Below are 14,057 nucleotides of genomic sequence, written 5' to 3'. Positions count from 1 at the left end.
CTCGGGTACGGCTCACCGGGGCAAAGTGACGCACACCACGGTTGTCCGGTCGGTGGTGGGGGAAGGTTGCGCGCTCACATCGTCAGCAGCATCGCCAGCATCCCGATGCCCATCGACAGGCGGCACGCGCGCGCGAGTTCGGGGCGGTCGCCCCATGCGACGACGCCCGCCGGCCCGTCGGCCGCGGGCAGCAGCCGCACCCCGGAGACGAGGACGTACGCGGCGAAGTAGAGCAGCAGCGCGCCCGTGAGCAGCGGCACCCCCGAGCCGCCGTGGGCCGCGCCTGCGTCCGCGTGGTCGGGGGAGTGGTGCGCGGCGGGCGAGGCCATCGCCACCGCCATGTAGACCATGGCCGAGGAACCCACCAGGTGGTGCAGGTGGTGGGCGTCGGAACGGGCTGCCCACAGCGCGCGCAGCGCGGCGGCGCCGAAGACCGCCGCGTACACCGGCCATGCCCACCCCGGCGGGGTGAACGCCGCCGCGGGAACCGCCATCACGGCCATGCCGAAGCCCATGAGCGCCTCGCCGCCCGCGGCGCGGCGCTGCCGCTCGTCGCCGCTGCGCATGCGCAGCAGACAGTAGGCGCCCGTGGCCGCACACAGCGCGACCAGCAGCCAGCCGGGCGAAGCCGGTCCGTGCACGCGCACCTCCCCGCTCGACGATCGGTCGAGGGATGCGATGCCCAGGGCGTGCGGCGCGCACCCGAGCGCACGGGTGTACACGGGGAGCGTTCGGTGGGGCGCGCCCGGTGAGCGGTGGCCTGGTGCGACGGAGGTGCATCTTTCACGAGTAAAACACCTGTTAAATTAGTTCTCATGAGCAGTGCGACCCCTCGGCGTCCCCGTCCCCCGGCCCGCCTCCCGCTCGCCGGCGCCCTGCGGCTCGGCCGTCCCTCCGACATCTGGTTCAAGCCCGCACTGAGCGTGGTCGCCGCGGTCGCCCCGCCCAACCTCACCCTGCTGGCCCTCGACCGCCTCGACCTGGCCATGTACACGATGGCCGGGTCACTGTGCGCCCTGTACGCCCACAACCGCCCCTACGCGGCCCGGGCGCGCGCACTGGCCTGGGTGGTGCTCGGCATGACCGGCGGGCTCGCCGTCGCCCTGCTCGCGGCGTCGCTCACCGCGAACGCGGTCGTCCTCGTCACCGTCGGCGCCCTGCTCGCCGCCGTACAGAAGGCGCTGTGCGACGCCACCCGCGTCGGACCGCCGGGCAACGTCGTCCTCACCTTCATCAGCTCCGCCACGCTGTTCATGCCGCAGACCCCCGAGCAGATCCCCGGGCACCTCGGCCTGGCCCTCGCCGCGGGCGCCTGGGCCTGGCTGATCGGCATGGCCCCAGGACGGGTGCGCCCCCACGGCCCCGAGCGCCGCGCCACGGCCCAGGCCCTGAACGCCGCCGCGTACGCCGCCGCACACCGCCCCGGCGACTCCGCCGGCACCCCGGTCGCCGGCCCGGCCGCCGCCCGCGAAGAGCACACGCGCGCGCGTGCCGCCGCCGCTGCCGCCGTGCACGCCGCCTGGCAGACCCTCCTGTGGGCACGCGACAGCGAGCCCCGCCGCGCCTTGCAGCGGCTCCTGGTCCGTGCCGAGGTCGCGCTCGCCGCGCCCGCCGACAGCGACCCGGAGCGGCTGCGCGCCTGGGCACGGCAACTGCGCGGCACCGGTACGGTCCCGCGCCCCGACGACCTCGTCGACGACGACGAACTCCTGGGCCTGGACGCCACGCTCGCCGTCGGGCAGCCCCCGCTGTGGCGTCGCCTCGGCCCCCTCGCCCCGCTCGCGGTCCGCACCGCCCTCGGCTGCGCACTCGCCGGGTACGTCGCGCTCGCCCTCGGGATCGGCCGGCCCTACTGGGCCCTGGTCACCGCCGCGTCCCTCTACCAGGCGAACGTCACCCTCACCTGGAGCCGGGGCCTCCAGCGCGTCGTCGGCAACCTCGTCGGCGTGCTCGCCTACGCGGCCCTCGTCCCGCTGGCCCACCTCCACCAGGCGGCCCTGGTCCTCGTCTGCCTGGCCCTGAACTTCGGCGCCGAGGCGCTGATCAGCCGCAACTACTGGCTCGGCAGCGTCTGTGTGACACCGATGGCCCTGCTGATCACCGAGTTCGCCCGCCACCAGGACGCGGGCGAGCTGATCACCGAGCGGGTCGTGGACACCCTCGTCGGCGCGCTGGTCGGATTCGCCGCCGCAGTCGCCGTCACCAACCGCCGCGCCGGCGACCGTCTCGGGCAGGCCCTGACAGCCGCCGAGCGCGCCCGCGAGGACGTCGCCCTACTCCTGGCCGGTTCGCAGCAGCATCCGCATCCGCATCCGCATCCCGCTCCGGACGCCCTGGAGCCCGCCCGCCGCTCGCTCGCGGCCGCCCTGGTCCACCTGCGCACCACCGCTGACGCCGCCGCCGGCGAGTGGTGGCAGCGCGCCCTTCCCGAGGAGCGGGTGATGGCGGTCGAACAAGCCGGACACCGTACGCTCGCGGCGACGGCCCGCCGCCAGAAACTCCTGGCCCGGACCGCGGTCAGGGACACGAGCACAGAAGCGGAGGCCACACGGCCATGACGGCGACCCACGGACGGCCGACGGGCGGCGAGGGCGAGCGCGAGGCGACTCCGGACGGGAGCCGGGCACCGAGCACGGACAAGCCCCGGCATGAAGCGTCCCCGGCGCTCCGGAAGCCGACTTCAGGCCGGGGCCAGGCGGGGCCCGCCGACGCGCGCGGGCCACAGACCGCCGGCACGGCCCCGGCGGTTCCTGCGGAGGCGGGGCAGCAGTCCGCCGACACGGCCCCGGGGGTTCCTGCGGAGGCGGAGCAGCAGACCGCCGAAACGGACCGGGGGACCCACCCGGACGCGAGTCAGCAGACCGCCGACACCGCACAACCGGCGTCCGCCCCCGGCCCCCGGCTCGCCGAACCGCAGGCGTCCGCCCAAGGCCTCCGCGCCGACACCGTCGCCGCCGTGGTCCGGCAGTGGCGAGCCGTGCGGCCCGACCTCGACACCGGGCCCATGGAGATCATCGGCCGGGTCAACCGCTGCGCGGCCCTCCTCCAGCAGGCCGAGGACGCCCCGCTGCGCCGTGCCGGTCTCAGCCGGCCCGAGTTCGACCTGCTGGGCGCGCTGCGCCGCACCGGCCACGAGCTGACCCCCGGTGAACTGGCCCGGGAGACCTTCTCCTCGGGCGCCGCCGTCACCAAGCGCGTCAAGCAGCTGACCGAACGCGGCCTGGTGGAGCGCCGCGTGGACGCCCGCGACCGCCGCGTCGCCCATCTACGCCTCACCGACGCCGGCCGTGACCTCGTCGACGGCGTCCTGCCCGAGCAACTCGCCTACGAGAGGGCCGTACTGTCCGCCCTGGACGGCACCCGGCAGGGCGAACTGGCAAACCTGCTGGGCGAGTTGCTGAGCCGCCTGGAAGGACACATGCGGACCCTCACCCTCTGACCCCCTCGCGCCGACGCAACGCCCCGGGGACCAGGTGGGCTCACAGGCCCGGCCGGTACCGCAGCGGATGGTCGGCCGGGATCTCCACCAGCACGATCGGCGTCCCGTCCGGGTCCTCGACCCACATCTCGACCAGGCCCCACGGCTCCCGCACCGGTTCCCGCACCACCCGCACGCCCTTGGCGCGCAGCTCCTCGTGCGCCGCCGCCACGTCCGCGACCTGCATCCACAGCCGCACGGCGGGGTCCGGCGGGCTCTCCGCGCGCCCCGAGACCTCCAGGAAGCCGCCGCCGAGGAAGTAGACGGTGCCGCGCTCCACCCCCGTCCCGAACTCGCGGTAGACGGCGAGGCCGAGCTGCTCCCCGTAGAAGGCGCGGGAACGCTCCGGGTCGGTGGGGTGGAGCAGGATCCGGCTGCTGAGTACATGCACCATGCGACGGGAGCATAGGGGCCATTCAGCAGGTGCCGGGTTAGGCTCGGCGCTGCACCCGCCGGGCGCACGGCGCGAGCCGCGCCCCGAACGACACCGCAGACCGGAGACCGCCGTATGGACACCACCGCCACCGCGCTCACCTTCCGCGACGCCGTCGACACCGACGTGGACGCGCTGGTCGGCCTCGTCGAGTCGGCCTACCGCGGGGACTCCAGCCGGGCCGGATGGACCACGGAGGCGGACATACTCCAGGGGCAGCGAACCGACCCCGAGGGCGTCCTGGAGATCGTCAAGTCGCCCGACGGCAAGGTCCTGGTCGCCGAGCGGGACGGCCGGATCGTCGCCTGCTGCCAGCTCGAACACCGCGGCGAGCACGCCTACTTCGGGATGTTCGCGGTCAGCCCGGCCGAGCAGGGCTCGGGTCTCGGCCGGACGGTCCTCACGCGGGCCGAGCAGCTGGCCCGCGAGGCCTGGGGCGCCACCGAGATGCACATGACGGTGATCTCGGTGCGCGATGAGCTGATCGCCTGGTACGAGCGGCGCGGCTACCGCCGTACGGGCCGGATGACGCCGTTCCCGTACGGCGACGAGCGGTTCGGCATCCCGCAGCGCGACGACCTCCAGTTCGAGCTGCTGGTCAAGGAACTCGCCTGACCGCCACCCGCTGACACGGGGAAGGCCCGCCCGACGCGGTGACGGCCCTCACGCCGTGAGACGGCCCGCCTGCTTGATCTCGGGCCGGTCGGTGGTCGCGCCGTCCAGCTCCAGGGCCCGTACGAGCCGCAGGTGCTCCGGCGTGTTGACCACCCAGCCGAAGATCCGCAGGCCCTGGGCGCGGGCCCGTTCGACGATCTCCAGGGTGAGCCGCCGGATGTCCAGGCACACCGTCGCGGCCCCCACGGCCACCGCCCGGTCGACGATGTCGACGCCGTACCGGCTGCCCACCAGCGCGGTGCGCACCCCGGGGACCAGGCGGGCGATCTCGGCGACCGCCTCGTCGTGGAACGAGGACACCTCGACGCGGTCCACCAGGGCGCGCGCCCGCATCACCTCGGCGAGCGCCCGTGCCGCCCGCACGTCCTTGATCTCGGCCTGGACCGGCAGCGACACCGCCTCCAGGACCTCCTCGAACACCGGTACCCGCTCCCCGCGCCCCGCGTCGAGCGCGCGCAGCTCGTCGAGCGTGTGGTCGGCGACCGGCCCGCTGCCGTCGGTCGTGCGGTCCACGTCCGCGTCGTGCATGACCACGAGCGCGCCGTCCTTGCTCAGGTGCAGATCGAGCTCCACGACGTCCAGGCCGGCCCGCTCGGCGGCGACGAACGAGCGGAGGGTGTTCTCGGGCTCGACGCCCATCACTCCGCGGTGGCCGATGGTGAGGAGGTTCACGACTGGACTCGCTTTCGTCGTCGGCTACGCCGGGACCCGCGGCCGGGCGCCGGCGCGGGCAGATGTCTGCGCCGACGGTCGCCTACCCCGTCGACCGTGGCGAAAGTCATGGCATACGCGAAGGGAAACAGGAAAAAGAGCGGTGACCATGGGGGTGTGCAGGATGATTTCCCGCACTCCCTCTTGCTGGAAGAAACCTCGTATGTCTACGGTGTCCGTACGCAAGGTTCTCCAGTGAGGGATGGGACATGACGGAAATTCTTGTGCAGGTGGGTTCGGAGGACCAGGCTCCTCCCGCGGTCAGGGTGGTGGACCACCCGGCCTGGCCCGTGCTCAAGGATGCCGTGGAGCGGATCCGCCCCTGGCAGTCGAAGGACGGGTCGATCGACTTCGCGGCCGAGGGCGCCCCCGAGCGCTCCGACGCCGAGCACGCTCTGCGTCAGGTGGTCGACGCGGTCGAGGAGCTGTCCCCGCTGCTCCCGCACGACGCCGATTACCACCGCGCCCTGGTGAAGGACCTGCGCCGCTGGTCCGAGGGCGGCTTCGAGGTGCCGGACTTCCTTGACTCCCTGCTGGCCTTCCAGCCCGCCGCGAACCGCCGCGACGGCCTCCAGCACCTGGTGCTCTTCCCGATGTACACGCAGAACGGCAACCCGGACCGCAACCTCGAGGCGGTCGTGCTGCGCATGGTGTGGCCCGACTGGCTGGCCGAGCTGGAGCGCACCCGCTACGACAACCCGCTGTTCTGCGGCATCACCTTCGAGGACTTCACCTCGGGCTACGACACCAACTCCGCCGTCCTCTTCCCGGAGACCATCGCCGTCCGCGAGGCGCCGGAACGATTTTCCTGGGGTGGCATCTTCTGCGACCGCGAGGCCGCCCGCTTCCGCCGGGTGACCGATGCCGCCGTCGACATCCTGGGCCTGGAACTGCCCGAGGACATCGCCGCCATGGTCCACGACCAGAAGCGCTGCGAGGAGGCCTTCGTCCTGTGGGACATGGTCCACGACCGCACCCACAGCCACGGCGACCTGCCCTTCGACCCCTTCATGATCAAGCAGCGCCAGCCGTTCTGGATGTACGGCCTTGAGGAGCTGCGCTGCGACCTCACCGCCTTCAAGGAGGCCGTCAAGCTCCAGGCGGACGGCGTCCCGCAGGCCCGCGACGTGCAGTACGCGGTGCTGTTCGACCGCATGTTCCGCTTCCCCGTCACCGGCGAGCGCGTGCGCAACTACGACGGCCTCGGCGGCCAGCTGCTCTTCGCGTACCTGCACAAGCACGACGTGGTGCGCTGGACCGACAACAAGCTGCACATCGACTGGGAGCGCGCCCCGAAGGTCACCAACGAGCTGTGCGGCGAGATCGAGAAGCTCTACCGCGACGGCATCGACCGCCCCAAGCTGGTCCACTGGTTCGCCGGCTACGAGCTGGTCTCCACCTACCTCGCCCCTCACCCCGGCTCCAAGTGGGCCAAGGGTCCCGACGCCCTCGACCTGAGCCAGCCGCCGCGCAAGCTCGTCGATGACGTGCTTCCCGACGAGTTTCCCCTGAGCATGTTCTATGAGGCCCTGTCCAAGAAGCTGAAGAACGTGATCGCCTCCACCAAGGGCATCACGGCGGACGGCGCCGAGCGGATCGCCGCGTGAGCGACCTGCGTACCGAGAACACTGCTCAGGAGGCGAAGACCATGGGGAACGGGGCTCTCAGCGGTGCGGTCATCGCGGTGGCCGGAGCGGGCGGACCCGCGGGCCGTGCCGCGCTGCTGCGCCTGGCCGAGGCCGGCGCGACCGTAGTCGGGGCGGACAACGACCCCGAGCGGCTCGCGGAGGCCGTGGACGCGGCCCGCTACGCCTCCGGTGGCGCCAGCGTCACCGGTGAGCCGGTGGACCTGCTCGACCTCCAGTCCACCCGCGACTGGGCCGCGCACATCGAGAAGGACTTCGGCCGCGTCGACGGCCTGGTCCACCTCGTCGGCGGCTGGCGCGGCAGCGAGACGTTCATCAAGACCAGCCTGGACGACTGGGACTTCCTCGAACTCCTGCTGATCCGCACCGTGCAGCACACCTCGCTGGCCTTCTACGACGCGCTGCAGCGCAGCGACCGCGGGCGCTACGTGCTGATCAGCGCCGCCGGCGCGACGAAGCCCACGGCGGGCAACGCCTCGTACGCCGCCGCCAAGGCCGCCGCCGAGGCGTGGACGCTCGCGCTGGCCGACGCCTTCCGCAAGGCCGGGGGCCCCGAAGGGCCCACCTCCGCGGCTACGATCCTGGTGGTGAAGGCGCTGGTGCACGACGCGATGCGCGCCGAGCGACCCAACGCGAAGTTCGCGGGCTTCACCGACGTCAAGGACCTGGCCGAGGCCGTCGCCGACGTCTGGCAGAAGTCCGCCGCCGAAGTGAACGGACACCGTCTGTGGCTCACCGAGAAGCCGTGAACCCTTCCAAGACCGACGCGCGCCGCCGTCACGACCCGCAGGTCCGCGGATTCGCCAGTGACAACTACGCGGGGGCGCACCCGGAGGTGATGGCTGCCCTGGCGCTGGCCAACGGCGGCCATCAGGTCGCGTACGGGGAGGACGACTACACCGAGAACCTCCAAGGGATCGTCCGCAGCCACTTCGGCCCCACGGCGGAGGCCTTCCCGGTCTTCAACGGCACCGGCGCCAACGTCCTCGCGCTGCAGGCGCTCACAAACCGCTGGGGCGCGGTGGTGTGCGCCGAGAGCGCCCACATCAACGTGGACGAGGGCGGCGCGCCCGAGCGCATGGGCGGACTGAAGCTGCTCACGGTGCCCACGCCGGACGGCAAGCTCACGCCCGAGCTGATCGACAGGCAGGCCTGGGGCTGGGACGACGAGCACCGCGCGATGCCGCAGGTCGTCTCGATCACCCAGAGCACCGAGCTCGGCACGCTCTACACCCCGGACGAGATCCGCGCGATCTGCGACCACGCCCACGCGCGCGGGATGAAGGTCCACCTCGACGGCTCCCGCATAGCCAACGCGGCGGCCTCGCTGAACGTGCCGATGCGCACGTTCACCAACGCGGTCGGCGTCGACGTCCTCTCCCTCGGGGGGACGAAGAACGGGGCCCTGTTCGGCGAGGCGGTCGTGGTGATCAACCAGGACGCCGTCAGCCACATGAAGCACCTGCGCAAGCTGTCCATGCAGCTCGCCTCCAAGATGCGCTTCGTGTCGGTGCAGTTGGAGGCCCTGCTCGCCAAGGACCTGTGGCTGCGCAACGCCCGCCACGCCAACGAGATGGCGCAGCGGCTGGCCGAGGGCGTCCGCTCCGTGCACGGCGTCGAGATCCTCTACCCGGTCCAGGTCAACGCCGTGTTCGCCAAGCTGCCCAACGACGTGAGCGAGCGGCTGCAGAAGAAGTTCCGCTTCTACTTCTGGGACGAGCCGGCCGGCGTCGTCCGCTGGATGTGCTCCTACGACACCACGGAGGACGACGTGGACGCGTTCCTCGCCGCCCTGAAGGAGGAAATGGCCCGCTGAGAGGCCCCTCCACAACTGCATAGGTATGCGACCACCCGAAAAAGCATTGGTCTTCGGGTGGTCGCTCTCCTATGCTCTCGCGCCATGCAGCTGATCCAGGAGAACCCCGACCTGTCCGCCTATCTGGCCGCGGACGAGGTCATGGACCATCACCATCCGCTGGTCCGGGAGACCGCCGCACGTCTCGCTGCGGAGGCGGAGGACTCGTATGCCTATGCGCGCCTGGCTTTCGCCTACGTCCGCGACACCATCCCCCACTCGCAGGACTCCGGCGACCCGCGCGTCACCTGGCGCGCCTCCGACGTCCTGGAGCAGCGGACCGGCGTCTGCTAAGCCAAGGCCCACGCCCTGACCGCGCTGCTGCGGGCCGAGGACATCCCGACGGCGCTGTGCTATCAGAAGCTCGACGTGGTGCACGGACTGGTCGCCGTACGCTTCCACGGTGCCTGGCACCGCCAGGACCCGCGCGGCAACAAACCGGGCGTGAACGCCCGCTTCTCGCTGAACGGCGAGCAGCTGGCCTTCACGCCCGATGTCGAGGCCGGAGAGTACGACCACCCGGTGCTGTACGCCGCTGCGCATCCGGGCGTGCTGAGCGTGCTGAAGGCGGCTCCGGAACGCCCCCGCCTCTGGGAGGCGCTCCTCACCGCGTTGTGAGCCGGCGCGCCGCGCGCGGGTGAGGTCAGCGGGCCTCGGCCGCGCGTACCTGCTCGGGGGTGGGGGCCGTGCCGCCGAGGTGGGCCGGCATCCACCAGGTGTCCTCGGAGTCCTTCGGGCGCACCGGATAGGCGCGCTGCGCGGCCTCCAGGAGCTCCTGGACGCGCTCGCGCAGCTGCCGGGTGATCGCCCCCGCGTACTTGTCGCGGGAGGCCTCGATCGCCTCCCCGACCCGGATGGTGATCGGCGTGTGGCTGCGCTTGAAGTTGCGCGGGTGCCCCTTCGTCCACAGCCGCTGCGTGCCCCACACGGCCATCGGGATCAGCGGGACGCCCGCCTCCTGGGCCAGTCGGGCGGCGCCCGACTTGAAGCTCTTCAGCGTGAACGACTCGGAGATCGTGGCCTCGGGGAAGACGCCGACGATCTCGCCGGAACGCAGCGAGTCCAGGGCGTGCGCGTAGGCGGCCTCGCCCTGCTTGCGGTCCACCGGGATGTGTCTCATGCCGCGCATCAGCGGTCCGGAGATCTTGTGCCGGAACACCGACTCCTTCGCCATGAACCGCACCAGACGCTTCTGCGGCAGCGCGGCGAAGCCGTCGAAGATGAAGTCGAGGTAGCTGATGTGGTTGCTCACCAGCACGGCTCCGCCCGAGCGCGGGATGTTCTCCGACCCCTTGCAGTCGATCTTGAGGTCCCACACCTTGAACAAGGTCTGGGCGAGGCCGACGACGGGGCGGTAGACAAGCTCTGCCATGGGCGGGGCGAACCCTTCCTTCTCTCTGCCCGCGGGTGGTGTCCCGAGGGGCAAAGTTACGCAGCCGTAGGTTAACGGCTTGTCGCAGATCGTGCCCGAAGAACGGCTCGGGAGCCAGCCCTGGTGCCCCCGAACCGCGAGATCCTCGTCACTTCGGCCCCCTGACCGACCTGTGCTTTTAGATCGTCTTTACTTCGCTCGTACCGCCGACCTGCGGACGAGCAGGTACATCTCGCAGCCCAGGCAGTACCCGAAAGCAGCATTGAGGAACGCGGCCGCGAGCGCCGCCGCGGTCGCCGCGAGCCCCAACCATGCGGGACCCAGTGTGAAGCCGACGAGTCCGACACCCGCGAAGAGCAGCCCCACCGCCTGCGCGAACCGCGGCGGCTGGGGCGGCTCGAACTCCGTCGGCGGCCCCAGCTTCGGCCGCACCGCCACCCGCCAGGCCCACCCGTACGGCGAGCGCCCGACGCCGCCCGCCGCGCCGAGCGCGAACGCCAGCGTCTGCCAGGCCAGCAGCCAGGCGCTCCCGGTGATCAGCACGACCGCGAGCACCACGGTCGTCACGGCCGCCCCGAAGCGCGGCCCCCTCGCGTCGATGTCCATGAATCAAGCATTCCGCAACGGGAACACCCCCGGGAGCCGGGAATCTTTGCGGTCTGATGAACGCTGGTGCTGGGGATGACGGGACTCATGGTGTGCGTGGCGGTGCTCGCGGCGGCGAGCGCCTACGGAGTGCTGCACCGACGGCGGAACGGGAGAGTACGCGTGCGCGGACGCGACGAGGGACAGCGGCTCGACGCCGGCCGGCTCGGCGGGGAACTCGGCGAGCGGGCCACGCTCGTGCAGTTCTCCAGCGCCTTCTGCGCCCCCTGCCGGGCCACCCGCCGTGTCCTCGGGGAGGTCGCCGGCATGGTCCCGGGCGTCGCCCATCTGGAGATCGACGCCGAGGCCCACCTCGACCTCGTCCGTGACCTCGGCATCCTCAAGACCCCGACCGTGCTGGTCCTCGACGCGGACGGCCGCGTGGTGCGCCGGGCCGCCGGACAGCCCCGCAAGGCCGACGTCATCGCCGCCCTCGGAGAGGCCGTATGAGGCCCGTGCCGGGCGCGGCGCGACGGCTCCCGGATGCCGGGACGGACTTGACTGCGCATGTCACCTATCGTCAGCCTGACCGTATGCAGCAGGAACTCCTTCTCCATGCACGGGTCCACGTCGACCTCGTGCGGACCGCGAGCGCGCGCTGTCCGGGCCGGTGAGCCCCCGCGACCCCGCTCGTCCCCTCCCGCAGAAGGATTGCCTCATGACGGCCACGTCCGGCCTCAGCACCACCCAGATCGCTTCACCCGGCCTGCTGCGCTCCGTCTTCCGCCGCCATGCCGCCGGCGTCGCCGTGATCACCGCGCCCGGCGAGAGCGGCCCGGTCGGATTCACCGCCACCTCGCTCACCTCCGTCTCGGCCGAGCCGCCGATGCTCTCCTTCGGCGTGGGCACCGGCGCGTCCAGCTGGCCGGCTCTCTCCCGCGCCGACCATGTCGGCGTGCACATACTCGGCGAGCACCAGCGGGAGCTGGCCGCCACCTTCGCCCGCAGCGGCGCCGACCGGTTCGGCGCGCCCACCGCCTGGCGCGAGGGCCCCGAGGGCGTTCCCGTCCTGGACGACGTGCTCGCCTGGCTCGTCTGCCGGGTCGTCGCGCGCGTGCCCGCCGGGGACCACCGCATCGTGCTGGCGGAGGTGGTCGTCGGGGACCCGGCCGGCGCGGGGCGGCCGCTGCTCTACCACGAGGGCGGGTTCACGGCCCTGCGGGACTGACACCGCGGGCCCGCTCGTCTGCGAAGCGGCCGGGATCCGATTACGCTGCGTTGCACAGGTCACAGTTCAAAGCGCTTGCTTAGCGGGAACGAACTGGGTGTACTGGCGAGTAATATTTCGGTCGGAGCGCGGGCCGCCCCGACCGGGATCGGCCGCTTGCAGCGCCTATGCTGCCTGCAAGAAGGCAGCCGAGAACTGACGATTGCAGTAGGAGAGCCGGCGTGAGCTTGAGGATCGTTGTCACTGTGAAGTACGTGCCCGACGCCACTGGCGACCGGCACTTCGCCGATGACCTGACCGTCGACCGGGACGACGTGGACGGTCTGCTCTCCGAGCTCGACGAGTACGCCGTCGAGCAGGCGCTGCAGATCTCCGAGAACTCCGACGACGACGTCGAGGTCACCGTTCTGACCGTCGGCCCCGAGGACGCCAAGGACGCGCTGCGCAAGGCGCTGTCGATGGGCGCCGACAAGGCCGTCCACGTCGAGGACGACGACCTGCACGGCACCGACGCCATCGGCACCTCCCTGGTCCTGGCCAAGGCCATCGAGAAGGCCGGCTACGACCTGGTGATCTCCGGCATGGCCTCCACCGACGGCACCATGGGCGTCGTCCCGGCCCTGCTGGCCGAGCGCTTGGGCGTCCCGCAGGTCACCCTGCTGTCCGAGGTCTCCGTCGAGGACGGCACCGTCAAGGGCCGCCGCGACGGCGACGCCGCCTCCGAGCAGCTCGAGGCCTCCCTGCCGGCCGTCGTGTCGGTCACCGACCAGTCGGGCGAGGCGCGCTACCCGTCCTTCAAGGGCATCATGGCCGCCAAGAAGAAGCCGGTGGAGTCCTGGGACCTGTCCGACCTCGACATCGACGCCGACGAGGTCGGCCTGGAGAACGCCTGGACCAAGGTCGAGTCCGCGTCCGAGCGCCCCGCGCGCACCGCCGGCACGATCGTCAAGGACGAGGGCGAGGGCGGCAAGCAGCTCGCCGACTACCTCGCGGGCCAGAAGTTCATCTAGAGCCCACGCCGACCGCCCCTCAACTTCGTTTCGCAGGAGAGCAATCCCATGGCTGAAGTCCTCGTCTACGTCGACCACGTGGACGGCGCCGTCCGCAAGCCCACCCTGGAGCTGCTGACGCTCGCCCGCCGCGTCGGCGAGCCCGTCGCCGTCGCCCTCGGCGCCGGCGCCGAGAACACCGCCGCCGCGCTCGCCGAGCACGGCGCGGTCAAGGTCCTCACGCACGACGCCTCCGAGTACGCCGACTACCTCGTCGTACCGAAGGTGGACGCGCTGCAGGCCGCCGTCGAGGCCGTCTCCCCGGCCGCCGTCCTGATCCCCTCCTCCGCAGAGGGCAAGGAGATCGCCGCGCGGCTCGCGCTGCGCATCGGCTCCGGCATCATCACCGACGCCGTCGACCTCGAGGCCGGCGACGAGGGCCCGGTGGCCACCCAGTCGGTGTTCGCCGCGTCCTTCACCACCAAGTCCCGTGTCTCCAAGGGCACCCCGGTCATCACCGTCAAGCCGAACAGCGCCGCCGTCGAGGCCGCGCCGGCCGCCGGCAGCGTCGAGGCGCTGAGCGTGACCTTCTCCGCCCAGGCCACCGGCACCAAGGTCACCGGCCGCACCCCGCGCGAGTCGACCGGGCGTCCGGAGCTGACCGAGGCCGCGATCGTCGTCTCCGGCGGCCGCGGCGTCAACGGCGCGGAGAACTTCTCGATCATCGAGGCCCTCGCCGACTCCCTCGGCGCGGCCGTCGGCGCCTCCCGCGCCGCCGTCGACGCCGGCTGGTACCCGCACACCAACCAGGTCGGCCAGACCGGCAAGTCGGTCTCGCCGCAGCTGTACATCGCCAACGGCATCTCCGGCGCGATCCAGCACCGCGCCGGCATGCAGACCTCGAAGACCATCGTGGCCGTCAACAAGGACCCCGAGGCCCCGATCTTCGACCTGGTCGACTACGGCGTCGTCGGCGACCTCTTCGAGGTCGTCCCGCAGCTCACCGAGGCGATCAAGGTCCGCAAGGGCTGATCACCCGCTGACGCGCCGCCCGGCACCCGCCGGACCACCCGAGGCCCCCGCGA

At 72.0% G+C, this 14,057-nt stretch carries 15 protein-coding genes and 1 pseudogene; 11 read left to right on the top strand and 5 right to left on the bottom strand.

What is annotated here, in order from left to right; genetic code table 11:
* Positions 1-74 precede the first annotated feature (74 nt).
* The gene (locus ACFYXA_RS10465) at positions 75-641 is read right to left on the bottom strand and encodes a DUF5134 domain-containing protein (protein ID WP_389030593.1); all 567 of its coding nucleotides are present in this window, start codon (positions 639-641) and stop codon (positions 75-77) included.
* A gap of 174 nt (positions 642-815) precedes the next feature.
* Here ACFYXA_RS10465 and ACFYXA_RS10460 point away from each other — a divergent pair, with 174 nt between their 5' ends.
* Positions 816-2,558: an FUSC family protein gene (locus tag ACFYXA_RS10460; protein ID WP_389030589.1), complete on the top strand. Its 1,743-nt coding sequence runs from the start codon at positions 816-818 to the stop codon at positions 2,556-2,558.
* 398 nt (positions 2,559-2,956) lie between these two features.
* Positions 2,957-3,439 (top strand): MarR family transcriptional regulator, encoded by a 483-nt coding sequence (locus ACFYXA_RS10455; RefSeq protein ID WP_352247101.1) that lies wholly within the window; start codon positions 2,957-2,959, stop codon positions 3,437-3,439.
* Between the two features lie 40 nt (positions 3,440-3,479).
* Here ACFYXA_RS10455 and ACFYXA_RS10450 read toward each other — a convergent pair whose 3' ends face one another.
* A complete protein-coding gene (locus tag ACFYXA_RS10450; RefSeq protein WP_389030586.1) occupies positions 3,480-3,872 on the bottom strand; it encodes a VOC family protein in 393 nt (130 codons plus the stop codon).
* A 114-nt stretch (positions 3,873-3,986) separates the two neighbouring features.
* Between ACFYXA_RS10450 and ACFYXA_RS10445 the strand changes: the two genes are divergently transcribed.
* Positions 3,987-4,526: a GNAT family N-acetyltransferase gene (locus ACFYXA_RS10445; RefSeq protein ID WP_389030583.1), complete on the top strand. Its 540-nt coding sequence runs from the start codon at positions 3,987-3,989 to the stop codon at positions 4,524-4,526.
* Positions 4,527-4,574: 48 nt separating this feature from the next.
* On the opposite strand, the gene ACFYXA_RS10440 is transcribed toward ACFYXA_RS10445, so the two are convergent.
* Positions 4,575-5,258, bottom strand: coding sequence for a glycerophosphodiester phosphodiesterase (locus ACFYXA_RS10440; protein WP_389030580.1), 684 nt, complete (start codon positions 5,256-5,258; stop codon positions 4,575-4,577).
* A gap of 248 nt (positions 5,259-5,506) precedes the next feature.
* Here ACFYXA_RS10440 and ACFYXA_RS10435 point away from each other — a divergent pair, with 248 nt between their 5' ends.
* From ACFYXA_RS10435 to ACFYXA_RS10420, 4 genes and pseudogenes are all read left to right on the top strand, one after another.
* Entirely contained in the window at positions 5,507-6,904 is a 1,398-nt protein-coding gene (locus ACFYXA_RS10435; protein WP_389030577.1) for a DUF6421 family protein, read from the top strand.
* Between the two features lie 41 nt (positions 6,905-6,945).
* Positions 6,946-7,692, top strand: coding sequence for an SDR family oxidoreductase (locus tag ACFYXA_RS10430; protein WP_351089768.1), 747 nt, complete (start codon positions 6,946-6,948; stop codon positions 7,690-7,692).
* Positions 7,689-8,759, top strand: a complete 1,071-nt coding sequence (locus tag ACFYXA_RS10425) for a threonine aldolase family protein (protein ID WP_389030574.1) — start codon at positions 7,689-7,691, stop codon at positions 8,757-8,759. The genes ACFYXA_RS10430 and ACFYXA_RS10425 overlap by 4 nt, the downstream gene beginning before the upstream one ends.
* A gap of 84 nt (positions 8,760-8,843) precedes the next feature.
* Positions 8,844-9,416, top strand: a pseudogene (locus ACFYXA_RS10420) (transglutaminase family protein).
* 25 nt (positions 9,417-9,441) lie between these two features.
* Here the strand turns inward: ACFYXA_RS10420 and ACFYXA_RS10415 are convergent.
* Positions 9,442-10,170, bottom strand: a complete 729-nt coding sequence (locus ACFYXA_RS10415; protein WP_351088959.1) for a lysophospholipid acyltransferase family protein — start codon at positions 10,168-10,170, stop codon at positions 9,442-9,444.
* 189 nt (positions 10,171-10,359) lie between these two features.
* Positions 10,360-10,776 carry a DUF4395 domain-containing protein gene (locus ACFYXA_RS10410; protein ID WP_352247004.1) on the bottom strand — a complete coding sequence of 139 codons (417 nt, stop codon included), beginning with the start codon at positions 10,774-10,776 and terminating at the stop codon, positions 10,360-10,362.
* Positions 10,777-10,851: 75 nt separating this feature from the next.
* Between ACFYXA_RS10410 and ACFYXA_RS10405 the strand changes: the two genes are divergently transcribed.
* From ACFYXA_RS10405 to ACFYXA_RS10390, 4 genes are all read left to right on the top strand, one after another.
* Positions 10,852-11,265 carry a thioredoxin family protein gene (locus tag ACFYXA_RS10405; protein WP_389030569.1) on the top strand — a complete coding sequence of 138 codons (414 nt, stop codon included), beginning with the start codon at positions 10,852-10,854 and terminating at the stop codon, positions 11,263-11,265.
* Positions 11,266-11,473: 208 nt separating this feature from the next.
* Positions 11,474-11,983 carry a flavin reductase family protein gene (locus tag ACFYXA_RS10400; RefSeq protein WP_389030566.1) on the top strand — a complete coding sequence of 170 codons (510 nt, stop codon included), beginning with the start codon at positions 11,474-11,476 and terminating at the stop codon, positions 11,981-11,983.
* 221 nt (positions 11,984-12,204) lie between these two features.
* Entirely contained in the window at positions 12,205-12,993 is a 789-nt protein-coding gene (locus ACFYXA_RS10395; protein ID WP_351332618.1) for an electron transfer flavoprotein subunit beta/FixA family protein, read from the top strand.
* Between the two features lie 48 nt (positions 12,994-13,041).
* Complete coding sequence (locus tag ACFYXA_RS10390; protein ID WP_351088966.1) at positions 13,042-14,004, top strand: electron transfer flavoprotein subunit alpha/FixB family protein; 963 nt, start codon at positions 13,042-13,044, stop codon at positions 14,002-14,004.
* Positions 14,005-14,057 lie beyond the last annotated feature (53 nt).

Source organism: Streptomyces sp. NPDC002566 (assembly GCF_042889585.1).
Lineage (GTDB): Bacteria > Actinomycetota > Actinomycetes > Streptomycetales > Streptomycetaceae > Streptomyces.
Note: the sequence above shows the minus strand (reverse complement) of the source record. Positions and strands in the feature narration are given on the sequence as shown.